Origin of the sequence: Lysinibacillus sp. KU-BSD001 (genome assembly GCF_042920265.1) — a bacterium.
In the GTDB taxonomy this organism is placed as follows: domain Bacteria; phylum Bacillota; class Bacilli; order Bacillales_A; family Planococcaceae; genus Lysinibacillus_B.
Window position 1 is genome coordinate 35,789 of record NZ_JBDQZI010000015.1, and the last position, 25,786, is coordinate 61,574.

21 protein-coding genes and 1 pseudogene are annotated in these 25,786 nt (G+C 35.0%); 17 read left to right on the forward strand and 5 right to left on the reverse strand.

Features of this window, described 5'->3' with window-relative positions; all coding sequences use genetic code 11:
- The first annotated feature begins 61 nt into the window (after window positions 1–61).
- The 6 genes from dndB to AAGS61_RS17625 all read left to right on the forward strand — a co-directional run bounded on the left by dndB (window position 62) and on the right by AAGS61_RS17625 (window position 7,282).
- A complete protein-coding gene (gene dndB, locus AAGS61_RS17600; RefSeq protein ID WP_391374913.1) occupies window positions 62–1,111 on the forward strand; it encodes a DNA sulfur modification protein DndB in 1,050 nt (349 codons plus the stop codon).
- Between the two features lie 26 nt (window positions 1,112–1,137).
- Entirely contained in the window at window positions 1,138–2,736 is a 1,599-nt protein-coding gene (gene dndC, locus AAGS61_RS17605; RefSeq protein WP_391374916.1) for a DNA phosphorothioation system sulfurtransferase DndC, read from the forward strand.
- Between the two features lie 13 nt (window positions 2,737–2,749).
- Entirely contained in the window at window positions 2,750–4,717 is a 1,968-nt protein-coding gene (gene dndD, locus AAGS61_RS17610) for a DNA sulfur modification protein DndD (protein ID WP_391374919.1), read from the forward strand.
- 11 nt (window positions 4,718–4,728) lie between these two features.
- Entirely contained in the window at window positions 4,729–5,103 is a 375-nt protein-coding gene (dndE, locus tag AAGS61_RS17615) for a DNA sulfur modification protein DndE (protein WP_391374922.1), read from the forward strand.
- Window positions 5,100–6,227, forward strand: a complete 1,128-nt coding sequence (locus AAGS61_RS17620) for a cysteine desulfurase family protein (RefSeq protein WP_391374924.1) — start codon at window positions 5,100–5,102, stop codon at window positions 6,225–6,227. The genes dndE and AAGS61_RS17620 overlap by 4 nt, the downstream gene beginning before the upstream one ends.
- A 71-nt stretch (window positions 6,228–6,298) precedes the next feature.
- Window positions 6,299–7,282, forward strand: coding sequence for an HNH endonuclease (locus AAGS61_RS17625; RefSeq protein WP_391374927.1), 984 nt, complete (start codon window positions 6,299–6,301; stop codon window positions 7,280–7,282).
- 25 nt (window positions 7,283–7,307) lie between these two features.
- On the opposite strand, the gene AAGS61_RS17630 is transcribed toward AAGS61_RS17625, so the two are convergent.
- Window positions 7,308–8,216, reverse strand: coding sequence for a tyrosine-type recombinase/integrase (locus AAGS61_RS17630; RefSeq protein ID WP_391374930.1), 909 nt, complete (start codon window positions 8,214–8,216; stop codon window positions 7,308–7,310).
- 453 nt (window positions 8,217–8,669) lie between these two features.
- On the opposite strand from AAGS61_RS17630, the gene AAGS61_RS17635 reads away from it, so the two are divergent.
- The 5 genes from AAGS61_RS17635 (at window position 8,670) to AAGS61_RS17655 (ending at window position 15,998) form a co-directional block, all read left to right on the forward strand.
- A complete protein-coding gene (locus AAGS61_RS17635) occupies window positions 8,670–8,951 on the forward strand; it encodes an AbrB/MazE/SpoVT family DNA-binding domain-containing protein (RefSeq protein ID WP_391374933.1) in 282 nt (93 codons plus the stop codon).
- A 40-nt stretch (window positions 8,952–8,991) separates the two neighbouring features.
- On the forward strand, window positions 8,992–9,399 hold the full coding sequence (locus AAGS61_RS17640) for a plasmid-related protein (protein ID WP_391374936.1): 408 nt from the start codon (window positions 8,992–8,994) through the stop codon (window positions 9,397–9,399).
- A 1,122-nt stretch (window positions 9,400–10,521) separates the two neighbouring features.
- Window positions 10,522–10,659: a hypothetical protein gene (locus AAGS61_RS17645; RefSeq protein ID WP_391374938.1), complete on the forward strand. Its 138-nt coding sequence runs from the start codon at window positions 10,522–10,524 to the stop codon at window positions 10,657–10,659.
- Window positions 10,650–15,419 carry a DNRLRE domain-containing protein gene (locus AAGS61_RS17650; RefSeq protein WP_391374941.1) on the forward strand — a complete coding sequence of 1,590 codons (4,770 nt, stop codon included), beginning with the start codon at window positions 10,650–10,652 and terminating at the stop codon, window positions 15,417–15,419. Before AAGS61_RS17645 ends, AAGS61_RS17650 begins: the two co-directional genes overlap by 10 nt.
- 18 nt (window positions 15,420–15,437) lie before the next feature.
- On the forward strand, window positions 15,438–15,998 hold the full coding sequence (locus AAGS61_RS17655) for a hypothetical protein (protein WP_391374944.1): 561 nt from the start codon (window positions 15,438–15,440) through the stop codon (window positions 15,996–15,998).
- A 409-nt stretch (window positions 15,999–16,407) separates the two neighbouring features.
- On the opposite strand, the gene AAGS61_RS17660 is transcribed toward AAGS61_RS17655, so the two are convergent.
- Complete coding sequence (locus AAGS61_RS17660) at window positions 16,408–16,488, reverse strand: IS66 family transposase (protein WP_391375072.1); 81 nt, start codon at window positions 16,486–16,488, stop codon at window positions 16,408–16,410.
- Between the two features lie 100 nt (window positions 16,489–16,588).
- Here AAGS61_RS17660 and AAGS61_RS17665 point away from each other — a divergent pair.
- Window positions 16,589–17,085 (forward strand): annotated as a pseudogene (locus AAGS61_RS17665) (IS6 family transposase); the annotation flags it as partial.
- Window positions 17,086–17,257: 172 nt separating this feature from the next.
- On the opposite strand, the gene hepT reads toward AAGS61_RS17665, so the two are convergent.
- Together hepT and mntA are read right to left on the reverse strand one after the other, a co-directional pair.
- Window positions 17,258–17,668, reverse strand: coding sequence for a type VII toxin-antitoxin system HepT family RNase toxin (hepT, locus tag AAGS61_RS17670; RefSeq protein WP_391374947.1), 411 nt, complete (start codon window positions 17,666–17,668; stop codon window positions 17,258–17,260).
- On the reverse strand, window positions 17,661–18,071 hold the full coding sequence (gene mntA, locus AAGS61_RS17675) for a type VII toxin-antitoxin system MntA family adenylyltransferase antitoxin (RefSeq protein ID WP_391374950.1): 411 nt from the start codon (window positions 18,069–18,071) through the stop codon (window positions 17,661–17,663). The genes hepT and mntA overlap by 8 nt, the downstream gene beginning before the upstream one ends.
- A gap of 685 nt (window positions 18,072–18,756) precedes the next feature.
- On the opposite strand from mntA, the gene AAGS61_RS17680 reads away from it, so the two are divergent.
- The 4 genes from AAGS61_RS17680 to AAGS61_RS17695 all read left to right on the forward strand — a co-directional run bounded on the left by AAGS61_RS17680 (window position 18,757) and on the right by AAGS61_RS17695 (window position 21,641).
- Window positions 18,757–20,037, forward strand: a complete 1,281-nt coding sequence (locus AAGS61_RS17680) for an RNA-binding domain-containing protein (protein ID WP_391374953.1) — start codon at window positions 18,757–18,759, stop codon at window positions 20,035–20,037.
- A 29-nt stretch (window positions 20,038–20,066) separates the two neighbouring features.
- Window positions 20,067–20,324 carry a hypothetical protein gene (locus AAGS61_RS17685; protein ID WP_391374956.1) on the forward strand — a complete coding sequence of 86 codons (258 nt, stop codon included), beginning with the start codon at window positions 20,067–20,069 and terminating at the stop codon, window positions 20,322–20,324.
- 414 nt (window positions 20,325–20,738) lie between these two features.
- Entirely contained in the window at window positions 20,739–21,068 is a 330-nt protein-coding gene (locus AAGS61_RS17690; protein WP_391374958.1) for a hypothetical protein, read from the forward strand.
- Window positions 21,069–21,071: 3 nt separating this feature from the next.
- Complete coding sequence (locus tag AAGS61_RS17695; protein WP_391374960.1) at window positions 21,072–21,641, forward strand: recombinase family protein; 570 nt, start codon at window positions 21,072–21,074, stop codon at window positions 21,639–21,641.
- Between the two features lie 94 nt (window positions 21,642–21,735).
- Here AAGS61_RS17695 and AAGS61_RS17700 read toward each other — a convergent pair whose 3' ends face one another.
- The gene (locus tag AAGS61_RS17700; RefSeq protein WP_391374963.1) at window positions 21,736–23,850 is read right to left on the reverse strand and encodes a hypothetical protein; all 2,115 of its coding nucleotides are present in this window, start codon (window positions 23,848–23,850) and stop codon (window positions 21,736–21,738) included.
- 660 nt (window positions 23,851–24,510) lie between these two features.
- On the opposite strand from AAGS61_RS17700, the gene AAGS61_RS17705 reads away from it, so the two are divergent.
- Window positions 24,511–25,485: a DNA/RNA non-specific endonuclease gene (locus tag AAGS61_RS17705; RefSeq protein ID WP_391374965.1), complete on the forward strand. Its 975-nt coding sequence runs from the start codon at window positions 24,511–24,513 to the stop codon at window positions 25,483–25,485.
- The last annotated feature ends 301 nt before the right edge of the window (window positions 25,486–25,786 follow it).

Here is a 25,786-nt window from a genome sequence, read left to right on the forward strand (position 1 = left end):
TCTTATTTTGGCTACAATGATATAATTTTTATTATTTACGTACGTAATCGGAGGATTGTTTATGGATTTATCATTTAATTATAATTTTCCAGCTCTACGTGGCCGACAAGCAAATAAAGAATATTTCGTAGTCATGTGTCCATTAAGGCTCATTCCTAAGATTTTCTTATTTGATGAAGAAGAGATTCCAGCTGCGTTTCGTGCACAGCGAATTTTAAATCGTGCTCGGATTCCTGAGTTAACAAATTATATTTTAGATAACACTGAAGACTATGTTTTTTCTTCCATCACAGCATCAATTGATGGAGAAATTTTATTTGAGCCTTTAAGCTCAATGAAGGCTGCTCAGGACCTCGGTATGCTAAAAATATCGATGGATGCTAAGTTTTTGATCAATGATGGTCAGCATAGACGTGCTGCTATAGAAGAAGCATTAAAAATCTCACCCGAATTAGGTGACGAAACTATTTCTGTTGTTTTCTTTCATGACACAGGATTGAATCGTTCTCAGCAAATGTTTTCAGATTTAAATCTTCACTCGATTAATACAACATCTTCCATCGGTATTCTTTACGACCACCGAGATCCTCTCGCTTTAGCTACGAAAGAAGTTGTTAACAGTATAGATTTTTTAAGTCGCTATACAGATAATGAACGCGTTTCCCTCTCTAAAAATTCGCCAAAGGTACTTGCACTCAATTTCATCTATAACACGAACAAACGCTTGATTTGTAAAAGTAAAGGAAATGATATAAGTGTAGAAGAACGACGCTTCCTACTAGCTTTTTGGGAAACAGTTACCGAATCGATTACAGAATGGCAAGAGGTACTTCATAAACGTCTGTCTCCTCGTGATTTAAGAGGTCATTATATCGTAGGACACTCAGTGTTTATCGAAGCTGTTGGAGAGGTAGGGAAATCTTTAAAAGAAGAATATGCAAGCACATGGCCAGATGAATTAAAAAAATTGCGTTATATTGATTGGAGTCGTACGAATACGAAAGATTGGCTTGGAAGAACATTTTCAGATAATGGACGCATACAAAAAACGAACCAAAACATTGCACTCACTGCCGAACGAATAAAAGAATTGATTAAACAGCACCCTTAACAGCTGTTAAAAAGGAGTCACTCACTATGAGTACAGGACTTATTTCAGACTTATTTTCAAATGAACAGTCACTTGTAGATTTAGCAAAAGAGCAAATTAAATTAGCATACAAAGAAGATGATCGCCCTTGGGTTGTCGGTTATAGTGGTGGTAAAGATTCAACAGTTGTTGTCCAGCTTGTATTTGAAGCTTTAGCAGAAATGGACTCGATGGACTTAACAAAAAAAGTTTACGTCATTTCTTCTGATACATTAATTGAAACACCGTTAATCATCAACTCGATTAATAGGACATTAACACGTATTCAGGATGCTGCACTCAAAATGGGACTTCCTATTGAAACACATAAAGTAAAGCCTGAGCCTAAAAACTCATTTTGGGTTAACCTAATTGGTCGTGGCTATCCTTCACCAAACCAAACATTCCGCTGGTGTACAGATCGTTTAAAAATTGAACCAGCGAACTCGTTTGTCATGAATAAAGTATCAACGTTTGGAGAGGTTGTTATGGTACTAGGTGTGCGTGAAGATGAGAGTGTATCCCGCGGCAACAGTATTCGCAATCATTCTATTGAAGGTAAGCTTTTTATGCGTCATTCTACGTTACCAAACGCTTACGTCTACGCACCAATTCGCAGCTTTACTTTAGATGATGTATGGAATTACTTATTAAATGCTCCTTCTCCATGGGGTGATGACAACTATGAGCTACACCGTCTGTATCAGGATTCGAGCAGCGGTGAATGTCCTTTAGTTATCGACAAAAATATCAAAGAAAGTGCCGGCTCATGTGGTAACAGTCGTTTCGGCTGTTGGGTTTGTACAGTTGTAACAGAAGATAAAGCGTTAACAGGCTTTATTCAAAGCGGTCATGATTGGATGAAACCACTGCTTGATTTCCGTAACTGGCTAACAACGATTCGCGATGATCGTACAAAGCGTATGAAATACCGTATGAACGGTCAAATTTACTTCCGTGATGTTAAAATTGTAGAAGAAGACAACATACGTTGGCTTATTATCCCTAAAAAATCAGGTCGTGCTGCATCTCGAGAATATTTAGAAGATTATACGATTATTGAAAAAAATGAGTTACAGGATTATATCCAAAAAAACAACATCGACTTAAGTGCAGCCGAAGACCAAAAAGTATTAATTCGTTACGAAGAAGAAACGCTTGATGGTGAAATTGTTGAAAAACACGCGCAGCTCGGCTTAGGTCCGTATACAATGGAAACACGTCGTGAAATTTTACAACGTTTATTAGCTGTGCAACGTACAATTGTCCATCCTGAGGACCCTTCATATGAGCTAATCTCTGTCGATGAGCTAAAAGAAATCCGTCGTGTTTGGCTAAAGCAAGGTGAGTGGGAAGATTACGTCCCAATGATTTACGAAAAAGTATATGCAAATCAAAAAACGATCGATTGGGAAAAAGACGATCGTCCACTATTAACATATGAACAAATGAATCAGCTTGAAATGCTTTGCCAAGAATTCAATGTAGATGTCAAGGTCATGCGTAAGCTCATCAATGCGGAAAAAGAGTTTGCCGGCTACAAAGTTCGACGTGGATTAAATGATGAAATAGGGAAGATTTTAAGACAAGATTACTTACACCTATAGAAGAGGTTTTATTATGTATTTGAAAAATATAGCACTCGTAAATATCGGTGCATACAAAGGCTACAATTTCTTTAATTTCGAAACAGAACCTAACAAAAATGTATTATTGATCGGTGGTGAAAACGGCGCTGGTAAGACGACATTACTAAATGCGATTAAACTCGGTTTGTTTGGTGCTTACGGTTTTGGCTATAAGACTGAAAACAATGAATACTTTAAGCACGTCAGCAGTGTTTTAAACAAACAAGCAAAACGTGAAAAGCTAAACGACTTTAACGTGACGATTCAATTTTCAGTGGTAGACAACTTAGAAATATTCAATTATGAGCTAAAGCGTGAGTGGACATATTCTAATGAGCAAATTAAAGAAACATATTATTTAATAGAAAACGGTCATTTTTTAGATGAGCAGCAAAAAATGCTCTTCAATGCCAAGCTCAAAGACTTTATGCCACCACAGCTACTCGATTTCTGCTTATTTGATGGGGAAGAAATTGCACAAATCGTTACGCAAAATAAGCTCTCTTCTTACATTAAAAAACTTTCAAAAGTAGTCTTCAACTTAGATTTATTTGAAAAGCTAGAAGCTGACCTTGAAAACTATTCAAAGCAGCACGTCGATTCTGATAAGCTAAACACAATTGAACATGATTTATATAAAGCGAACACACGTGAAAAAGATTTACGTACCCAAATCGCCACTACAATACGTGCTATTGAATATAAATCTACTGAACTGAAGCAAATGTCCGAGGAATATTTAACAGTAAAGGATACATTTGAAAAATACGGTGGTCTACGCAAGCAAGAACGTGAAGAATTATTATTACAGATCAATCAAATCGAAACAGATCGTAAACATCGTTCAGAGCAAATTAAACAATTTGTTAGCTCATATCTGCCTTTTTTCCTTGCACAAAACTTAGTGCAGCGTACACGCGAACAGCTAAAAAATGAAGAATCTTTACAACTTTCAAAGCAGCTAGAGGAAAAGCTCTCAACAGATATTTTACAATCACTGCTGCTGCAATTGAACATCGAAGGCTCTACAGTACAAGCAGAGCAAATGAAAGAGCAGCTAGTGAATCTTGTAAAACCAGCAGAGCAAAGTGAAATCATTCACGGTGCATCGTTTGCTGAATCTTTTAAAGTAGAGCAAGCTTACAATATTACTCAACAAGATTTACCTGCAAAATATTTAAACTTGTTAAACCAAAATGCTATGGATTTAGCTATATCAAAGCAGCTACGTGACAAAGTAAAAATCCATGATACAACGGATGAATTTGGACAAATTATCAAGGAAATGGATTGCTATAACGCAAACATTCTACAACTTACACAAGCTCTAGAAGCGGAGCAAAATACACTAGCCGAGTTAAAGCAGGAATTAATAGCATTGCTAGAGCAAATTGAAAAAATCAAATTGCAATTACGCAACTACGAAAAAACATCTGGCTCATTCCTAGAAGCTCAAAAAATTATCGCGTTAAGCCGTAAATATCAGGATATACAAATTACACAACGCTTGCAAGATATACAAATTCAAGCAACAACAAACCTAAAAAAGATGCTGCATAAACATGATTATGTTTCACTCATCAAAATTAATCCAGACGATTATGAAGTAACGTTAATCGATGCTCATAAAAATGAAATTGAAAAACGTACATTGTCAGCTGGTGAAAAGCAAATTTTACTCATCTCGATTATTTGGGCAATTTTCGATTGCTCAGGTCGCCAGGTACCATTCATTTTCGATACCCTACTAGGACGACTTGATAAAACACATAAATCCGCTGTTTTAAAAACATTTATTCCGAACTTTGGTAAGCAAACTATCATTCTATCAACAGATAGTGAGATTGACCAAGCACATTACAAAATTTTAGAGCCAGCCATTGCACGTGAATATACACTTGAATTCAATTCAATCCAGCAACAAACAAGCATTAAGAAAGACTATTTCAAATTTAGCTAGGAGTGACAACTATGAACTTTCGTCTCAAAACATCTAAACAAACAGGTGAAACCTTAAAGTCCCTCCAAAACTCTACTGGATTAACATGGAATATTTTATGTCGAATCGGTGTGGCATTATCGTTAAATGACTCTACACAGCCTGGCCCCGTACCAGATACAGCCGGCGTAGAAATTCATCGCAATACAATGACAGGTGAGCATGATTATGTCTATAAAGCATTGATTCGTCAGCATGCAGGTTATCACGTACCAGAGAAAGATTATTTCCCTGAGCTCTTTAATCGTCATGTAGAACGTGGCATTCAAATTTTAGAAGGTGAATACAAATTAGCAGGTAACTACGAAAACTTTTTAACTAACCTATTCAAATACGAAAACGGGTGATCACTTTGTTATATTTAGATAATTCAGCGACTACACAAATTCATCCAGAAGTGAAAGAAGCAATGCTCCCTTTTCTTCTGGAGCAGTTCGGCAACCCTTCAAGTAAATACTATGAGCCTGCTACATACGCTAAAAATGCTGTAAATGAAGCCCGTCAAAACATTGCAAAGCTTTTAGGGTGTAAAACTGATGAAGTGCTTTTCACAAGCGGCTCAACCGAGAGTAATAATTTTGTTATTAAAGGCATTGCAGATCGACGTAAAAATGATGGTAAACACATCATCACAACAGCTACGGAGCATCCATCCGTTTTGGAAGTTTGTAAATACCTTGAAACGATTGGCTTTGAATTAAACATTTTACCTGTGGATAAATACGGACGTGTGAGCCCTGCACAAGTGGCAGCTGCTATTCGTCCTGAGACGATTTTAGTAACGATTCAATGGGGGAACAACGAATTAGGTACACTCAATCCGATTGAGGAAATTGCGGACATTTGCTTACAGCACAAAGTCTTTTTCCATTCTGATGCTACACAAATCGTTGGAAAAGTAGCCTTCTCGCTTGAAGACATACCAGGCCTGCAATCTATTTCGATTTCAGCTCATAAATATTTCGGTCCTAAAGGCGTTGGTATAACGTTCTTACGTCAGGATCAGTACAATTTGTATCCATCCATTACTCCCCTTTTACATGGTGGCGGACAAGAGCACGGTCTTAGAAGTGGTACATTAGCTGTTCACAACATCGTCGGCATGGGCGTTGCGAGTAAAATTGCACATGCTAAATTAGCTCAAAATATTCAACAACTACAGGAGCTAGAAGCTTATTTAATCGAGCTGTTAGTAGCGAAATTTGGTCAAAATATTAAGTTCAATCAACCAAAGGAAAATAAAATTCCTGGTATTGTAAGTGTGCAGTTTATCAGTTTAAATAATGAAATCCTTGTGAAAAAGCTAGCACCGATTATGGCCGTTTCAACTGGCTCTGCATGCAGCTCTGCTAAGCCGTCCCATGTACTAACAGCCATCGGATTAGATTTAAATGAAGTACGTCAAACGATTCGATTCTCCCTCTCTCCTTATATTTCAAAGGACGATTTGAATATTTTCAAACAACTTTAAATGATAAAGCTAGTCTGTTTTCAACAGACTAGCTTTTTGTTGTATAATTTTTTAAAAATGGAGGTGAGAAAATGAGCTGGGACTTAAAAGTAGCGGAAATACAAAAGCCATATCTGACGGACAAAGACATTTGGCAGTCTGTTCATCGTTTTTATTATCATGGGAAAACAACAACTACATATAAATATGGATTTTTAAAGGCTCTTTTAGAAAGCGTTCCCTCTGCAAATGAACAATTCGAAATTTCGTTTGATCATTTATTTTACTCGTTTACCAAAATTTATTGGAATCTCGTAATCCATAACAATCTTTGTCAATCTAACTCACAAAAAGCCCCTTCTAGCGTTCAAAAGGTGCTCGAAGCATTTGCCGCTACTCATGCTATTCCTAGAGAATGGAGCTTTGACCAACTTCCTGCTAGCCAGCAACTTCAACTCATAGCAGCTGTAAAAAAAGTCGGCAAGAAGTATGTTATTGGCGCAACGTATAGTGATTTCAATGGTGAAATTTATTCCTTTGATTTGAAAAAGGAATACCTGCAATTGCACCCGACCTACTATAGGTTCTTCCAAACACATAAAAGAATGTTAACCAACATTACCAACTACCAGCTTGCCCTGTTTTTAGAAAAATTCAATGAGGCTGAAAAGGTATCGAAGCTGTTAACAAGAGTAGAAGTCGTCACACAAAGAAAATCATTGCTACAGTTTTCACAGCTACTACAAAAAGCAGGCATTGAGCATTGCTTCTATTGCCATAAAAAAATAAGTAAATCGAGTCACGTCGACCATTTCATCCCTTGGAGTTACATTCAAAGCGACCATCTTTGGAATTTCGTGCTATCTTGCTCTACCTGCAACACAAGGAAAAACAATAAGCTTGCAGCTGAAAACTTTTTACAACAGCTCATCACACGCAACAATCAATGGATTAAAGAAGAACGTTATTTACTACAATTCGAAAACTACACTGAAAAAAAGTTAACGGAGTTTTATCAGTACTCACAGTTAAATGGATTCATTCATGATTGGAAACCTAGCCAATTAAGAGAATAGTTGTTAATCAACCAATTGGTCTCTCTTACAAATATTCCTCAACATCCGCATTATCAACCTCTAAATAATGCTGTGTAATGGTTTGAAGCGACTTATGCCCCGATTGCTTTGCGATTGTGGCTAAGTCTGCTTTTTTTCTATGCATGTGCGTAATTTGTGTTTTGCGTAACGTATAAGGTGCGAAGCCAAGCCATTCATGAATGAGCCTGTTATAGCTACGTTCCGTAATCATACGATTTGTGTAGTTCCCCCAACGATCTGCTGCACCTACAAAGTAATCGTCGCCACTTAGCTGAGAGAACTGGATATACTTTTGCACAGCCTTCACACATTCTAACGTTAAACGCTTTTCCTTCATCTCACCTTGCTTCTTCAACATTACCGATACTGTACGATTTTCTAAATCAAAATCAGATACTTTTATTCGTACCATTTCTGAAGGGCGATTGGCCGTAATCAAATTCACAAGACATATTGCACGTTTACGTATGTCAGCTTTATTATTCGTATCGTACTTATTTATAATAGAAAGAACTTCATCCTGCTTCTCAGCTCGAACACCACGCATCGGCTTTAAACGTAAGTAATCCTCTGTATTGTATAGTTGGCGTATAATTTGAATTCGCTTTTGCTGCTCAGGTGTCTGCTCTAAATTCAAAACGTCTTTTAAATAATATTGAATGCCTGCTGCACGACGGTTAAATGTTGAATATTTAACGCCCTGCTCTACGATTGATTCATGCAGGTACTTCTCCATCGCATCAAAGCTTGGCTCACGATGTTCCATTTCACAAAAACGGAGAAAACGCTCAAAGTCTGGACGATATACTTCCTTCTTTTGCTCAATTACCTTCTCAATCGTCGCATCTACCTTCAAATTCGTCTGCCAGGTGTTTAAACGAATCACTGAACTTTGATTATTCGTCTTATCCATATGCTCTCCTCCAATTCACTCAGTCCATTTCTCTTTTGATAAAATTATATTTTTAGAAAAAGAGATAAATATATAAAAGGTAAATTATTTTTATATTATTTTATTTTTTGGGATAAAGAGAATTTAATTATTTTCTACTTATATTATTATATTTATTTCTTATTTTATCTTTTTCTATAAAAATAATTAAATAAAAATATTTTTATCTATGATTCTATTTTTCTATTAATTAGAGCATTTGTTCTTACTTTTTCATTATACGTTTTACACGTCTAAAAAGGAATCTTTTTTGTCTTTGAATAACCATTCATTTTTTAATCATAAATAATTTATAATGTTTTATTACTTATTATTTATAATAATTTATTATTAAATGTTTTATAAATACCTATGATTGTTTTATAATTAGTAATATATAATTAATGATAACTAAAAGTTAAGGACTGATACCTAATGAATAATGAAATGATTAAAAGTAAAAAAATTAAAGTGTCCGGACAACGTCATTTAGTGATCCCGAAAGAATACTATGACGCACTTCATATCGGTGAGGAAGTAACGATTGAATTACATGAAGGTCATTTAGTCATTAAACCGGTCGTCAAAGTAGATGAAGATTTTGCAGAGAACTTATTAGAGGAACTGATTGCAGCTGGGCTAAGTGGCGAGGAACTCGTGGCGAAGTTTAAAGAAGTGAAGCAAATGGTGTTAAATGGTGAAAAGCCGTATTTGTAATACTATATAATAGAAGAAACTACTTGTATGAGGTATCAAAATGACCTATCAAATCAATCCAACAAGCACCGAAACGCAGATAATTGGACTTGTTCCACAGTGTATTATTGATTATTATTCCCTTAAATGTGCTTCCGCCGAAGTTTATCTACCACCAGGGGTGCTTAAACATTTAAAAAAGCGTGGTCATTGGGACGATTTTATTAAATATTATGAAGATATCCCTGCGATGATTGCACTTCCTGATTACGTTGGACAAAACCCTAAAGAGCCACATACCATTGAAATATATAAAGTAATTGCCGATCATGTCATTCTTCCAATTAAACTAAATGAAGCAGATGGCATGTTCATGAGTTCTTTCTACATATTAGATAATGGTGCTGATAAAATTGCAAAGCGTTTACGAACTGGGCGTTTACATCCTTATTCTCATTTCAAACCATGATCTAATATATACTAAGTGTGTACATTTTAACGATTTTGACGTATAATATGATTGAAACTTGAATAAAGTGAACTTACTAAAAGCTATTTGAGGTGGGAAAGGTTCCCCACGCGCTTATCCTTGTGATAAGTCACCAGAGATCAGGATTGCCGCCCTGCTAATAGTTTTTAGTAGCTATACATCCTCTTTACCTATTTTGGTAAAGAGGATTTTTATTACTTAAGTTTTCCACAATTTCTTCTACAGTCTCTTTCATTGGCTTCCCCCTATAAGATGTCTTGAAATTACATTTATAGTTCAACTATTATTTTTAAAATCTCTTATTTAACCAATATTTCCTCTCACTAGTTAAAGTAAGAAGCTTCCCAAAGCTACATTTGGTAACATCTCTCTTATATTCAAATATATTATCGTATAAGATTTCAATAATAATGTAGGCTTTTTTAACTTTATCATCGTATTACATATAAACCGACATTTGATTATATCTATTGTGACGAACTACTACATTAAAATAGCAGCCATTTTGTGTTCAGCCGTGTAATTAAGTTTGTCTAGTTTAAACTGCTTCATTTCATTTGTAGAATGTTTTAAAAATGACTCTCCACTGATATGTTCCTATTGTTACAAACAAGTTAAGAGATACCGATGTAAACCACTTATATCTGTTGCTACAATTCTTGCACTTTCTTGTTCTCTCTAAACAGTCATAAGCAGCTACTATTTTTTCCGTTGCTTGAATTTTAGCTATACAAATGACCTCTTATACAATTGACAATAACAGCTAGCCTTTTCAATTACACTTAAACTAACTTTCCTCTTTTCCTCCTATTTATTAGACATATCTCCCTCTGTAGTAATAAGTAATCTCTGCTTTTATGCTATATATTTTTCCTCATAATAAATAGAAAAACTTCAGGAATTTTTAATTCAGTAAACCAATTTTAGATTGAAAGTAAATTTATACCGTTAAATAAAATGGAATTTTTTTAAAAAAACACATACTAAAGAATTAAGTTTATATTAATAAAATGATTTTTTATGACCATTTAATTAAAAATATAACAAATATATAATAAATCGGATTGTATAATCTAATAATATATTTAAAAGGAGCACAATATGTTCAAAAAATCTCTTAACCTTTTAATTGTCTTCTGTATGCTACTTGCATTTATTCCATTTGGGAATTTTGCTGAAGCAAAAAGTAAGGACGATTTTAAAGAAAAAAAGAAACAACGAAAGAACGGGTGGAATTAGTAGAAGAAAGAACTGCACTTTCCAAAACGTATGATAATTTAGATGGCACCTTGTCTACCGAAATTACACAAATCCCTCAACATTATCAAGACAATAATGGACAATGGAAAGAAATAAAAAATGACTTAGTTCCTAGTAAAAAAGGGAAATTCAAAAATGCAGATAATGCTTTTACAGTTGAATTCAATGAAAAACTAACGTCTCAATCAACAGGGTTACAAGTTCATGAAGATACCTACAATGTAAATTTACAGCTAACCGAAGTCGTGAATAATAGTATAGAATCTTTGCAACCTTCCACTGGCGAAGTTAAAGATAATCAAATTTCTTACTCTGAAATCTTCGAAGATATTTCAGCTACATATACGGTTGGTGAGAACTATGTCAAAGAAGACATTATTTTAGAATCCTATCCGAAAAATGGCTTACCAGAAAAATTTACCTATACATTAGATTTAAAAGGATTATCGTATAAAGCAATAGATAACACCATTTATTTATATAATCCAGAAACAAATCAATCCGTCTACATGATTGAAGCTCCATTTATGTATGATGCTTACAAACCAACAAATTTTAAAACAGTAGAAGGAGTCACTTCTGTCCCAGAAGAAGCAAAATCTTACGATATTCAAATGAATACACGTGAAAAAAACAATCAACTTTTCATTGATTTAATACCTAATCAGAAATGGCTTTCTGCTAAAGAACGTCAATATCCTATTGTTATTGATCCAATGATTGTACGTCTACAAGATGCCTCAGAGAATGAAACAGATGCAACAGTATCTGACACAACCATTCGTAGTAACTTTCCAACTACGACAGGTGGAAATGACTTTGAGTTAGGCATTGGAACCGCCTCAGATGGAAATATCGTGCGTAGCTTATTAAAATTTAACCTTACTAGTATTCCAACAGCTGTAAATATATTATCAGCTGATCTAAGTTTGCACCTAACATCTACTAATAATGCTGCTACGGGTATAAATATTAATGCACACGCAATGACAAGCACCTGGGAAGAAAATGAAGCCTCATGGACATATCGTGAAATTACACCTTATACAAAATGGGCAACAGCAGGTGGAGATTATTCTTCTACCCCATTAAGTACTGTTTCAGGGATAACAGCAGTTCCTACTATTGAAAATGGTTTGACAAGGTGGAACATCCCTGTAAGTTCTATTGAAAAATGGGTAAATACGCCTTCTAGTAACTATGGTATTTTATTAAAGAGCGCAAATGAATCAACAAAGGTTTATAAGAAGTTTGCGAGTAGTGCCTACTCCACAACTACACAATACAAACCTAAATTAGTAATTACCTATAAAACACCAAGTCGTTTAGGCTTAGAAAGCTATTGGGATTATACGTCTCATCCATTAAATGATGGTACACAGTATATTAACTTAGGTACGTTAAATAATATTTTACAATATAATGATGTGTCTCTTTTAAACTATGCGGATTTCGGGTTAGATTTCACACGTACTTACAACAGTAAAGATGTGGAAACTTCAGCATTTGGTGTAGGTTGGTCATTTACAGGGGATCAAAAACTGTATATTGGCACAGAGGACAATGGTGTTTACTACAAAGATGAAGATGGAACAACGCATTTGTTTGAAGATACGAGTACGACTTCAGTACCGAATTACAAATCGCCTGTAGGTATTTATGATAAATTAACCAAAATATCAAATACAGAATACCTTTTAACATCTCCTGAAGGAATTAAGACACTCTTTACAGTAAGAGAATCTGCGAAAGATACAGACGTAAAAATTGCCTATATTACAAATCAACAAGATTTGAACGGAAATACAATTACGTATAGTTATAATACAAAACATCAATTAACAAGTATTCATACAAATGCGGATTCGACGAATCAAAAGATTACATTGACTTATAACCTAGATGGATATATTGCTTCTGTTACTAAAAAAGATAAAAAATTTACGTATAGTTATACAGATGGATTTTTAACAAGTGTAACAGAGAAAAAATCAGCTACAGAAAATTTAGTTACTACATTTACTTATGAAAAGACAGCTAAAAAAACGCAAATAAGCAAAGTGACAGATCCATCAGGATATACGACGACCTTCACATATACAAGTAATTTAGATATTGCTTCAGTATCTGCAAATGGCTCAATTGATGCTACTACTAAGTATGTATTAGATCGTACAGTCGGTGAAATGCTTGTTACGTCACCAGAAGGATTAGCAACAAAATACTTCTTAAATAGTAACTTTGTTATAACAGGAATTTTACTTCCATCAGGTGAACAAAAATCGTATACTCTAGACGCTAATTATAATGTAACGAAAGAAGTAACGAATCATTCAGACGGGACGAGCTACACAAAAAATTACACATATAATGGCAGTGGCAACGTTTTAACAACGCTAGATTCTTCAAATGTCAAAACTGCCACAACGTATAATAGCTTTCAATCGCCTTTAACATCTACGGATGAGCAAGGTCATATAACTACTTATACGTACGATAGTAAGAACAATTTAGTGAGTACAAAAACAACGAATAATGAGATCACGACCTTTGCCTATAGTGCAAATGGTGAATTGGTGAAAATTACTTCACCAAAGGGAGATATACAAACATTTACAACCGATTTTGTTAATGGTGGTAAAACAACGACAAACACAGACGATGCATTAGGGACGTCTTCAACAAGCGTAACAGATAGCGAAGGAAATCTAATTTCTTCAACAGATGGGAAAGGCCAAGTCACAACATACACGTATAATAGAAGTGATCAATTACTGACAGTTAAAGATGCTGCGAATAAAATCACAAATTACGTTTATGATGCGAATGGGAATTTAACAACAGTTACAAACGCAGCGAATGCGCAAACGAAACTCGCGTACACTGCTAAAAATCAAGTGCAATCGGAAACGAATGCATTAAATCAAGTTATAACATATGGCTATAATGAAGACGGGGATCTCACTTCAATTAAAAAGGCCAATGGTGATTTGATTTCATATGAAACAAATGTAGAAACAGGTCAAAGTAGTACGAAGTTAAACGGAGTAATAGCCTATACTACAACTGAAAAAGATTTAGTTACAACAAGTCAACAATTGTTGAATAATCAAACAGTCCAGTATAAGGCTTTAGAGAATGGACTATTGTCGACAATTCGCTTCAATAATCTAGACCTTAATCAAATAACGTATACATACGATAATGAGCAATTAGCAACGCTTTCTTATGGTTCAAATAGTTTAATTTATGCGTATGACGCGAACAATCAAGTAACGTCATTAAAAAATAACGCAACGCTTTTAGCCACTTTCAATTATGATGCGAATGGATTAAATACAAAAACAGCATTTGGGAACGGGAAATCTGCAATCGAAAACGATTATGTCCTTACACAAGCAGATGGAACGACTAAAAATAGTAGCCAGTTACAGAAAGAAAAAATGTATACCACAAGTAGCACGACACCGTGGTTAACCAATACCTATAAGTATGATAAAAACGGGCAAATCTTAGGTATTACAAATACACGTGGCACTACAAATTATGTCTATGATGAAGTAAACCAATTAACACAAGAGCAGTTGGCAGATGGACAAGTGATTAATTATAAGTATGATGCAGTAGGCAATCGTACAGCAAAATCTATTGTAAAAAATGGTGTAACGACGACAACGAATTATACATTTAACGCAGCGAATCAAATGACAAAAGCTGGTTCACAAGCCTATACAGTAGATGTAAATGGTAACTTAACAAATGACGGTCACTACCAATATACATGGAATGTATTAGATCAATTAACAGCGGTGAAAACTACTGCAGGAGCTACAGTCGCAACGTATCAATATGATGAAAATGGTCGTCGTATCTATAGTAAAGTTGGCAGCACTGAAACGTACTACCGTTATGATGGGACAAGTAACCATGTATTGTTTGAAGAAAACGCAAGTGGTACGGTGACAAAAGCTTACACATATGACCTAAATGGGCATCCGTTAACGATGACGTACCATAATCAAACATATAACTATTTAACGAACTATCGTGGCGATGTATTAGCTTTAACAGATGTAAATGGTACAGTGGTTGCTGAATATACGTACGATGCATGGGGCAATATCTTAACACAAACAGGTACAATGGCAAGTGTGAACCCTTACCGTTACGCAAGCTACCGTTATGATGAAGAAACAAAGCTGTATTACTTAATGGCACGTTACTACAATCCAGATACAGGTGTATTCTTATCACTCGATGCATATAGAGGTGATAAGGAAATGCCCATTACAATGAATGGATATAATTATGCTAATAACAATCCAATTATATTTGTGGATACAGATGGTAATAACCCTGTCCTCATTAAATTACTACAATACACAGTTATACCGATTTTAAAATATTTAGCTAAGAGGTATGGACCAAAATTAATGAAAGAATTAAATTACATTGTATCAAGCAATATTAACAAATATATCAAAAAATACACAAAAGATTACAATATAAATTTCGGAAAAGGTAATTTAGTAAGTATTGTTAAAAAATCTGGAAAAGGTGATAGACGTATATTTTCGTTTGAGTATGCGTCTGTATATTTCGGAAAACGTAAAGAAAATGCATGGCATTATCATCTTGGAAATCCCAAACAACACTATGTTTTCAGATGGAATGAACAATATAGAAAAGGTTACACATTTAGTAAAATACAAGCAAAAACGCATTTTTGGGTTTGGTAAAAACAATGAGGTGATTACATGATTTATTTTGAATACTCGGATATAGAGAATGAAAATATTCAAGGGTATTTTGAAAATATGCCGTTTATTATCGGTGTCCCCACTCGATATACTATTGATACTTTTGGTTTTAATTTGCATGATTGTCATAAAGATTTTATACCTATTTGGATGAAAAAGATTAATGGCTACCCACTATATTTTTGTATACAAATCGAGAATTTTATAAAAAAAGAATTTAAAGAGGTATGTGCTCAACATAATATAAAATATGAGGATTATAATAAATTATTTAAAATTATAAAAATTGAAAGCGAAGATCAATTGAAACAATTCCTTACTTTAGCATTGACAATAGCTAGTATGGGCTTAGTAGTTTCGTGGGCAACTAAGTATAATATATTTACTGACATTGAAAACTTAGCACAAACAGAAATACAAATTCCAGAAGATCAAAGCTTCATTTGTATTGGTCATGACTGTGAAAGCCTATTGATTTCAACTAATAATCATAAATTTAAAAGTAAAAGAGAAATCATTAATAATTTTTTTGATGAATATGAGTATCAAGTCGATTAACTATTAGTTTTATCTAGACTAGGCATTTTTACTTATCAAATAGCGTTATTTTAACTACAGGAGACAGCTATTTAATTTTTAAAATTTCGATACTAAATTAAATAAAAATTTAATCGCACACTACTACACTGTAAGGTAAGCCTGAAATATAAAAATTAACGCACTTTTACGGTACGCACAACAAATAGCCAGCTTTCTGTGACAATTTTCAGAAAAGCTGGCTATTTTGCACATGTAGTATGGATATTTTCAGGTCAAGGCAAATAATTATGTAAAATTTCAGGTTCCTAATGGACCTGGAAATTTGGCAGTTCTATCATCAACTTCACCAGATATCTATAAAAATCAATTCCTTTGGCTGTTTCCGTCAAACTTAAACAAATGGCATTCACTTTCTGACCTGCTTCACTCACTGAAAAAGCCAATTTTTTTGACCGATGACATTCGCGCGAATCGCATTTTCAACAAGGTTGTTATCGATTGTGACCAATCCATTGTTAAAGAAGGCTTTTAACTCATTCGCTCAGCCCAATGTGTATTCCACTGCTTTGGTAATCGTGTTTTTACCGAAGAAAGGAGAACGGTCAATCCATTGGAAAAATCCCTCTACTTCTATGAGAGTCGATGAAACATACATCAAAGTAAAAGGACAATGGATGTATCTGTATCGTGCAGTCGATTCTGAAGGGAACAAAATTGAATTTCATCTAGGTAAAACAAGGGAGAAACAGGCTGCAAAGAATTTTCTCAAGAAAGCTTTGCAGTCTAGTCATGTGTCTGAGCCTCGTGTTATCACCGTTGATAAGAACCCAGCTTATCCAATAGCAATAAAAAAGGATAAAAGCATTCCAGAGCGTATGCGGACCCAACAGCTGAAGTACTTGAATGATATCGTGGAGCAAGATTACCGCTTTATAAAGAAGCTGTCCGTTCTATGCTAGGTTTAAAAACGTTTGGAACAGCACAACCGATTATCTGTGGCGTAGAAGTGATGCATATGCTCAAAAAAGGATAACTTCCCCAAAGGGAGAATTCTGTCAAAAACGAGATTGAATTCATACATAGATTATTTGGGGGAGTATCATAATTCATAGATGATAAGGAGCATTAGGTGTTATGTCTCTAACAAATTATATTTGCACCAGAACCCATTAAAAAGCGTTCAGACAATCTGAAAATGGAGATGGTGAACACCCCCTCCATCTTGATTCATCTGAACGCTATCTTATCGTTTTCCGACTTGTATAAATGGGGTTAGTTCAACTTTCCTCCATTTGTAAAACCACTTTTGTGAATTTCTTAAAATCATCAATATGCTTTTCTAAAATGGCTTCTAATATATCAAGCTCTAACGCTTGGTAATCATGTACAGCAATATTACGAAAGCCGACCATGTTCATTAGTGTTTTCGCTAAATTAGAATCAATCAACCCAGCCTCTTGTAATAACTTAAAGCCTTCGCGACTGGCTTTCGGTATGCCAAGCTTACGTTCGCTGACGATATGCATCGCTAAATCGATACTCGCTTCACAAGCGCGTTGAATATTTAAGATGATACTATCTTGCTTTGTGAAATCTGTTAAGTTAGCTGGGTTACCTTCGTACACCTCATGAATACGCTTCACACAACGTTCGATCGTTGTTGTTTTATTTAGAATCACATCATTCATCGCCAAATACACTTCCTCGTTCTTTAATTGCCTCAATAATAGAGGCTCGCTGCTCATTTAGTGTGGCATACATACTGTAAGCGCGCATTTTTTGACGAGTAAATTCGTTATCGTCTTTTATATAAATCGGTACACCTTCAGAAAAAATTTGCATCGTAAATACGGTATCGATTTGTTTAAGATTGACTAAGTCCACTTCTCGACCAGCAATCGCAGCTAAATCGCCAACAAGCGTAAAACGTTCATAGGATGATAGCTTTTGATCGCTAAAATAAGCAAGATCGATATCACTATCTTCGCGTGCAGTCCCTTTTGCGAATGATCCGAACAAAATGATGAAATCGGTATTTAGTTGTTCATTTATCGTATTGATTAATTGCTGCAGGGTAACTTTATTTAGCATGCTATCACCGTCCTTTTCTTCATTATAAAGCTTAGACGAAGAAACCGCACTTATACATGTCATGAAGAAGATTCTGGTGCAAATATAATTTGTTAGAACCATAAAAATCAGAGGCGACAGTTGATTAAATTATCTGTTGCCTCTAGTTCTTAGCAAATATCTTCCCAAATACCCATTTTGGAGCACGAACTGATTGATATTCAAAACTTTTAAAGACACCTATATTTAAAATCGAGATAGTGTGCAATCCCCCATCTCGGTCCATCTGAGCGCTCATTTTATAGCATAGAATGCCCTAAAATAGAATACAAACGAAGTAGAAAAGGATAGAAAAGTTTTGCGTAGAATAGCGCAACATGAAGTGTGAGAGAATGCGAAAGAAACGAATGAAAGAGAAGATAATAGAGATGCTACAAGATATCCCTCTTTACCCTGTACTATGTGTTCCCCAATAGAAGGAGCACCGTATACTAATCCCTCTACCTAACAGACATTATTGAAAAGTAACTCTATTCTGCATCGGAAGTAGCCGGTTCGTTTAATTAATATTTAAATATACGCATGTCAGAGCGCGTTCATATGTTTAATTCTTCCATGCATATTAACTAGAGAATCGAATTAATTGATTAATCGATTATAATCGATTACCATTTATATATACAAATAATCGATAGAGGTGAGAAGTATGCAGATGAAAGAATCACCGACCGTTGAATTTAAACGTGAATTAACAGATGCCGTTAAACGTGAAATCATTGCGTTTGCCAATACACAAGGTGGCGATTTATATATCGGGATTGATGATGATGGGACAATTCTTGGACTAGATCATGCACATAACGTGTTAGAATCCGTTTCAAGTATGCTACATGATAGTATTCAACCCGACATTTTAGTGCACACCTACTTAACAGTGGAAACAATGGAAGAGAAGGAAGTCGTGAAAGTTTCGGTATCACGTGGGACACGTCGTCCGTATCATTTGAAAAGTAAAGGGATGAAGCCATCTGGTGTGTTCATTCGCTATGGGACATCTGTCACCAATGCCTCGGAGGAAAATATTCGTCAAATGATTATGGAATCAGACGGAACGAACTTTGAAACCATGCGTAGCTTACACCAGGAGTTAAGCTTTACGGAAGCCACTGCTGTATTTGAAAAACAAGCACTGAAATTTGGTCCTGAACAGCAGCGTACACTTGGTTTAATCACAGAGGATGGTTACTATACAAACTTAGGTCTGCTTTTCTCGGATCAATGTGAACATACGATTAAATGTGCTCGTTATTTAGGGAATGACAAGCTAGAATTCCAAGACCGTAAAGAATTTAGTGGGTCAATCCTTACACAAGTAGAGCAAGCCTTTGAATACATGAACCTTTACAATGCTAAGTCTGCTCATTTTGAAGGGCTTCAGCGTGTTGAACAAGAAAGCTTCCCATCATACGCGCTACGTGAAGCGTTAATTAATGCCGTAACACACCGAGATTATAGCTTTAGTGGCAGTATCTTAATTCATCTATTCCAAAACCGCATTGAAATCGTATCTGTTGGTGGACTGGTGAAAGGCTTAACAGCAGAAGATATTGAACTTGGTATTTCACAAAGCCGTAATCCAAAACTAGCCAATGTCTTATACCGCTTAAAATGGATTGAAAGCTACGGAACAGGCTTACAGCGTATGATTGAAAGCTATAAAAATCGTCCTGTAAAACCTTCATGGCAAATTGGGCCAAATGCATTTGTTGTGACATTACCTAAAATAACACCACATACACCGACGACCGAAGATGAATTACTGCTCGATTGGTTAAAGAATCATGCTGAATTTACTTCAAAAGAGCTGGAGGTATATTTAGATAAGAGTAAAGGAACTGTCCGAAAGATACTAGAAGAATTAATGCTGAATGGTCGTATCATTCGCATTGGTAGCGGACCAACGACAAGGTATAAAGTAAAGGACTAAACTACGCCTAACTAGAGGAAGTGTAATAAATGATTGATTATATGAAATTTGATGTGATGTGGATGGATGATGTAATTGCTACGGTAGATTTAAAGCCTGCAAATGGCGGAACACCCTACGTTATAAACTACATTACAACCTTTAATAAGCAGTTTTCACCGAACATGGAAGGTCATATTACGTTAGAAGAGCTAGAAAAATGGTTGAAGTGGCGTACGTTCCCCCCTACTCGAGCAAATGCAAAAGAGCTTTTGGAAAGCCTAGGGATGCAAGCTTATAATCGCTGAGGCATTGTGAGACAAACACATGGTGTCATGGCAGATGATGAGATTTGGCTACGGTTTAAAGGGGAAAATTTGTGTCATAAGGATGTTTGTCTGCGAAAAGAACTATATTATCCTGAAACTGTTGAATAAATGAAATGCGTATATAACCCCGTTACCTTTCATGGTGACGGGTATCTTTATTGATTAATCGATTATTAAAAATTAGATCAAATAATCAATAAACAAGGTTAGTCACAAATTTTAATTACTTCAGATTACAACTTCATTCCATTTATCCACCGTTTTATAGACGAATTCAAAGCCCTGCTCAAATCAACGTTTGAGCAGGGCTATTTTAGTTGTTTTTGTCTATTTACTCGTCTATAATTAATATTATATAAAACGTATAGTTATAGACAAAAAGGAGGCTATTTTATGTCTTTTAATGATTTGAAACAATCTATCATACCTGGATTACAATTTGAAAAGCCAAATGTACAAAGTTCCATTTTGAAAATGGACCAAGAAGGATTTTATTATTCAATTGGGCAAAATGGAAATTCAAAAAAAGTAACATATGACGTCCTGGAAAAATGCTATCACCAACTTGAATCCACTAATACATTTAGCAGGGAATGGTTTAATGCAACATTTCCTTCAATTGCTAAAGCAGCTCCATGTAATTTCACAACAATCGGTGGACTATTCCAACACTTCGGATTCGCTGCCTATCAAAAATCTACCTATATTAAAAAGGAAGTGTAGTATATGTCCCGCATCATCGGATACGCCCGTGTTAGCACAGACGATCAAAATTTAGATATGCAAAAAATGGCCATTGAAAAGTACGCCCAGGAACAAGGGCTCGAACTGATTATGTATGTTGAAAAAATCTCCACACGCAAAACAGAAAGAATCGAATTGCAACACGCACTGAAGGCAGCGACAAAAGGAGATCGCTTTGTGGTTTATAAACTCGATCGCCTCGCACGCAGCACAAAAGAGCTTTACCAACTCACAGATGAAATGAGTGCGCGTGGCATTGACTTTGTCAGCATTCACGATCATTTCGATACAACTACCCCTACCGGACGTGCCATGTTTGGCATGCTTGCCGTCTTTGCCGAGTTTGAGCGCGATATTATTCAGCAGCGTACAAAAGCCGGTTTAGAGGCAGCACGAAAACGTGGTCGTCTTGGTGGACGCCCTGCTATCGATGCCGATACAAAACGCCGGATAATCAAACTGTTTGAAAGTGGTGAAAGTGCTACTGATATTGCGAAGGAGTATGGGATTGGGAGAAGTACAATTTATAAAGTATTGAAAGAATTCAATTAAATATCTTATATTATTAATTATACAAAAGGAGTAAACGCCTAAAATCCCAAGGTATTACTCCTTTAAAAGTTATATATCTTTTTTATATCTTCACTTAAATAACTACAAATGATTTATTAATCACATGATTTACAGCAGTTCTCCATTCTTGAACTAAGATTTCTAAAAATGCATCTTCTTTGAAGATTTCATAAAATGCTTTTTGTACTTCCCTTAAAGATTGGTCATATGATATATATTTACAATATGCTTTCTCTAGAATATGACGAATATCAGGATTTTCATAAGATAAACGATATGCAACTGTAATCAATATCGAATAGTATAAAAATACCTTTTCATCTAAATAATTTTTTATCAACACTTCCAAATAGTTCCTTAAATCGTCTGAAGATTGGTTAGAAACAAGCTCTTGTTTATTGAAGAACACTGTAACTTTTTTTAATTCTTCTTCAGTTAAATTAGATGTATCAATTTTTAATGCATTAATTAAAGTAGTTTTCAACTGATTTGATTCAATTACTTTCCTAATTAAACCAGACATATTCAAATTGAAATTTGCATACACTCTTGACCTTGTTTTATGTCCTTCCCCCTGAGATAACTTACGCCAATAAGTAGAAACAGCTCTACCATGATATCTATACTCATTATTAACAATTTTATTATAGTATTCGTCTACATTATTAGGATATTTTATCAATAATTCTCGAATGAACTGAATATTTGGTAAAACTTCCTCTGGCGATAAGACTACGTTAATAATATCTTTATAATAGTTTTTAGGTGTTACAAGTAACGGATGCTCTTGGCCCATTGGTAATAATTTCAACTGACATTCCTTAGCGATTTTATTTACAAAATTATACAATCCCTTTGGTTTAAAACGATTTAACCATTGTTCTTGATCTTTTAAGGCCTTTTGCGTTGGATCAATTTCTAATTCTCTATATCGCAATGATAACCAATGCGTATTAGCTTCCATTGTTTTAAATTTTGCTCTCCATTTTGCAATAGTTTCTTCAACTTCATTAATTACATTTAAAATATGTTGATCATAATCAGATTGAGAAACCGTTAAGCTATCTTTCCTACCATCTATCTTTGCTTCAATTAATTTATCTGCTTTTGTAAATAAGATATATATAGGTTTTTCTGTACCCTTACGCTTTTTTAAGTCTGCTAATTTAGCATGCACTGCTTCTAAACTTGTTTGAATAACATCATCACGCTCTTCTAGGCTGATTAACATAAAAATTGAATCCGAATCAAAATTAAATGCTACTTCTAATGCTGAATTGATATCTTCAGGATCAATTCCTCCTTGTGTAATTCCCATTGTATCTCTAATTGCAAATCGGAATGGGTATTCATCATTATGGACTTCAATTAACTCTGAATGAGGTTTACATGCAAATTTTACATCTTTAACCACTAAACTATAAACAGATGTAGAGTCATATAACTTTGTTAAAAATATTTTTTGCTCATCATTTAAAATCCGATTAGTAATTAATATCTCTTGATTTTCATTTGCTTTAGATTTTGTTAAACTTACTAGTTCTGATTCAATATTCATTTCAACTTCTTTTAGCCAATGTAATAAAGGTTTCTTATCTTCTTCACTAGCACTATCCCATAAATCTTCAAAAACAAATCTTCGAATTTCTTTAAGCGAGATATTCTTACTGTCAATATTTTTCCTACGTTCCGATACTAGCTCACTAAATGATTCTTCAATATGCTTAAGAATAGGACCTAGCGCTTTCACAAGTTCTTCTGTATTCAAGGCATTTTTTATTTGCGAAAGATCATATAAGGCATTTTCTGGTGAGATAATCTTCTCAAGAACTTCCTCATCAAAGCTCTCTATAGAATCATCACTACTAAATCCATTTTCTAAAAATATCTTACAAACGTTTGTTATAATTTCTTGTTGAATCACTTTTAAATCCACACTTTTTTTTTCCAATAACAATGAGAATTCATTTTCATTATCAATACGTGAATCTAATATAAATTGCGTTGATAATTTTGTTGTTTGACTTTTCTCGCCAACCCCTATAGATAAAACAGAAGCAAATTTTGAATTTATTACTGTATTACAAAGCGTAGACTTGCCTGTACCAGTAGGTGCAATTACAACTGTAGACGGTACACTATTTCTCCGTTCAATAGCATCTTTAGAAGAAAATTTAACTTTTTGCATTTTTATAACCTCCAAATATTTGTTTGAATATATATGAGGCTAAACAAAAAGCCACACTGTATAAGCACAGTGTGGCTACTAAGTCCAATTATAAACTGTGCATCATTATCACTTACGGTAGTAGTAAGTAATATAATGTCTTGGTTACACTCAATGCTTTCTTCTTCGTGCATATCTTGCAATAACCTCATCATATATTCTTGTAACATTAATTTACATATAATTAAAATAAATGTCAATATTTTCTTTTTTTAAAAACCTCAAAACAGATTTTACAAAAATCAGCTCTTAGTGAGTGGTGTGGTGGTGCAGGTTTCCACCACGCCAATCGCTTAGAGCTGCACAAGTATGTTAAAACAGCGAGCACAAGCGAGGCATAGCCTTGCTTGCGTAAGTCGTTTTAAAACATACTTGATGTCATTTTTGTCAAATCGCGTGTTAGAACCAGTCACTATTTCGTTCGTTTCAGTATTAAAATCCCTTTTCTTTAGAGGTTTTCCGGGCGCATGTCGCAATCACGTGATGCCATTTCAATTTATTTACCCCTAAGATGAACATCTCCGAGTGCTAGCTGCTTCAATACTATAGAAAACAAAACAAGAAAAATCATATGATAGAATATACTTTAGTATTATTAAATCTATTATAGGGAGTCCTGAAATGAAAAAGAAAATAAACTATCTAGTCTTACTTTTAACACTTATCCTTATGGTTGGTTGTACCGAGGTAGAGGATACATCCGTTACAGATAGCGAAACGGAGTCACAAGAATCAAGCACAGTTGATACGGATGAAACCAGCCAAAAAGAAGAGCCGATCACTACGGATATTGATGATTTAGCAGAAGAAGAAGCAGTAACAAAGGAAACTTCAGCTCAATCAAATGATGAACTGTTCGCAGGATACAATTTGATTGAAGTAGATGGTTGCAACAAATCGGGTCATCGTGAAGCCAAAGTTGTTGTTGATATTGGTTATGGCGAACGTGAATATTGGGCATTTACCAATGAATACGGCCAATTAGTACGTGTCATTGCTGATGAAATTATCCTGCAAGATGATAATAGTGAACGTGTAACATCTCAGGGTAGATATTGTTCTGACGAGGCAAAGGTTCCGGGAGTTGAGCGTTCTGATTTAGATGAAGGGCATGTGATTGCAGATTCTTTAGGTGGCGTATCAAATGCATATAATATCACACCTCAACAGTCTGTACTTAACCGACATGGCGATCAGGCTTATATGGAAGATTCTATCCGTAAAGCCGGCGGGGCTACAAATTTTGAAGCCATTATCACATATCCAAATACGTCAACGCAGATACCTTCTAGTTATCAGTACACGTATACGATAAAAGGTAACAAGGTTGTAGATCAATTTGATAACGTGAACCCTGACGAAGTAAATGCTTCCAGTGGTCTAACAGGTAGCAAACCTTCAAACTCAAACCAAACTAATACCAACGTATCTAATGTAAATCAAACAGGTGATATTTCTAGTGTTGATACAAATGGTAATGGACAGGTTACAATAAAAGAAGCAAAAGATGCAGGTTATAGCATGCCAATAACGCGTGATCACTGGTTATATCCATATATGGATGACCGAGATGGTGATGGTATGGTGGGCGAGTAAGCATCTACCTTGAAGCAAGTAATTCATTTTAAAACAGACTGGATGTCGTTTTTGTCAAATCGCGAATGATCTTCACATCCAGAAATAAAATCCCTTTTCTAAAGGAAGGGGCGCATGCCGTGATAGTCATTCGCTGAAACGCTTTTCTTTAGCGAGTGACGGTGCTGGCTGTTCGTCGAGTGATTTTCTCGACGATCTGCTAGCAATCACGTGATGCCAACATATTTTTATTATCCCTTCTTGAATTCCCCTTCCCTCCAAAATATAGTTAATGTAACAAACTATATCGAGGGGGCATGGT

Bases quoted from the DNA above. Each gene is read 5' to 3' on its own strand.
- AAGS61_RS17625 (WP_391374927.1), top strand. From the start codon at position 6,299: ATGAGCTGGGACTTAAAAGTAGCGGAAATACAAAAGCCATATCTGACG.
- AAGS61_RS17700 (WP_391374963.1), bottom strand. From the start codon at position 23,850: ATGCAAAAAGTTAAATTTTCTTCTAAAGATGCTATTGAACGGAGAAAT.
- AAGS61_RS17640 (WP_391374936.1), top strand. From the start codon at position 8,992: ATGACCTATCAAATCAATCCAACAAGCACCGAAACGCAGATAATTGGA.
- AAGS61_RS17630 (WP_391374930.1), bottom strand. From the start codon at position 8,216: ATGGATAAGACGAATAATCAAAGTTCAGTGATTCGTTTAAACACCTGG.
- AAGS61_RS17645 (WP_391374938.1), top strand. From the start codon at position 10,522: ATGTTCAAAAAATCTCTTAACCTTTTAATTGTCTTCTGTATGCTACTT.
- AAGS61_RS17635 (WP_391374933.1), top strand. From the start codon at position 8,670: ATGAATAATGAAATGATTAAAAGTAAAAAAATTAAAGTGTCCGGACAA.
- AAGS61_RS17655 (WP_391374944.1), top strand. From the start codon at position 15,438: ATGATTTATTTTGAATACTCGGATATAGAGAATGAAAATATTCAAGGG.
- AAGS61_RS17690 (WP_391374958.1), top strand. From the start codon at position 20,739: ATGTCTTTTAATGATTTGAAACAATCTATCATACCTGGATTACAATTT.
- hepT (WP_391374947.1), bottom strand. From the start codon at position 17,668: ATGAATGATGTGATTCTAAATAAAACAACAACGATCGAACGTTGTGTG.
- AAGS61_RS17695 (WP_391374960.1), top strand. From the start codon at position 21,072: ATGTCCCGCATCATCGGATACGCCCGTGTTAGCACAGACGATCAAAAT.
- dndD (WP_391374919.1), top strand. From the start codon at position 2,750: ATGTATTTGAAAAATATAGCACTCGTAAATATCGGTGCATACAAAGGC.
- dndE (WP_391374922.1), top strand. From the start codon at position 4,729: ATGAACTTTCGTCTCAAAACATCTAAACAAACAGGTGAAACCTTAAAG.
- AAGS61_RS17680 (WP_391374953.1), top strand. From the start codon at position 18,757: ATGCAGATGAAAGAATCACCGACCGTTGAATTTAAACGTGAATTAACA.
- dndC (WP_391374916.1), top strand. From the start codon at position 1,138: ATGAGTACAGGACTTATTTCAGACTTATTTTCAAATGAACAGTCACTT.
- dndB (WP_391374913.1), top strand. From the start codon at position 62: ATGGATTTATCATTTAATTATAATTTTCCAGCTCTACGTGGCCGACAA.
- mntA (WP_391374950.1), bottom strand. From the start codon at position 18,071: ATGCTAAATAAAGTTACCCTGCAGCAATTAATCAATACGATAAATGAA.
- AAGS61_RS17685 (WP_391374956.1), top strand. From the start codon at position 20,067: ATGATTGATTATATGAAATTTGATGTGATGTGGATGGATGATGTAATT.
- AAGS61_RS17705 (WP_391374965.1), top strand. From the start codon at position 24,511: ATGAAAAAGAAAATAAACTATCTAGTCTTACTTTTAACACTTATCCTT.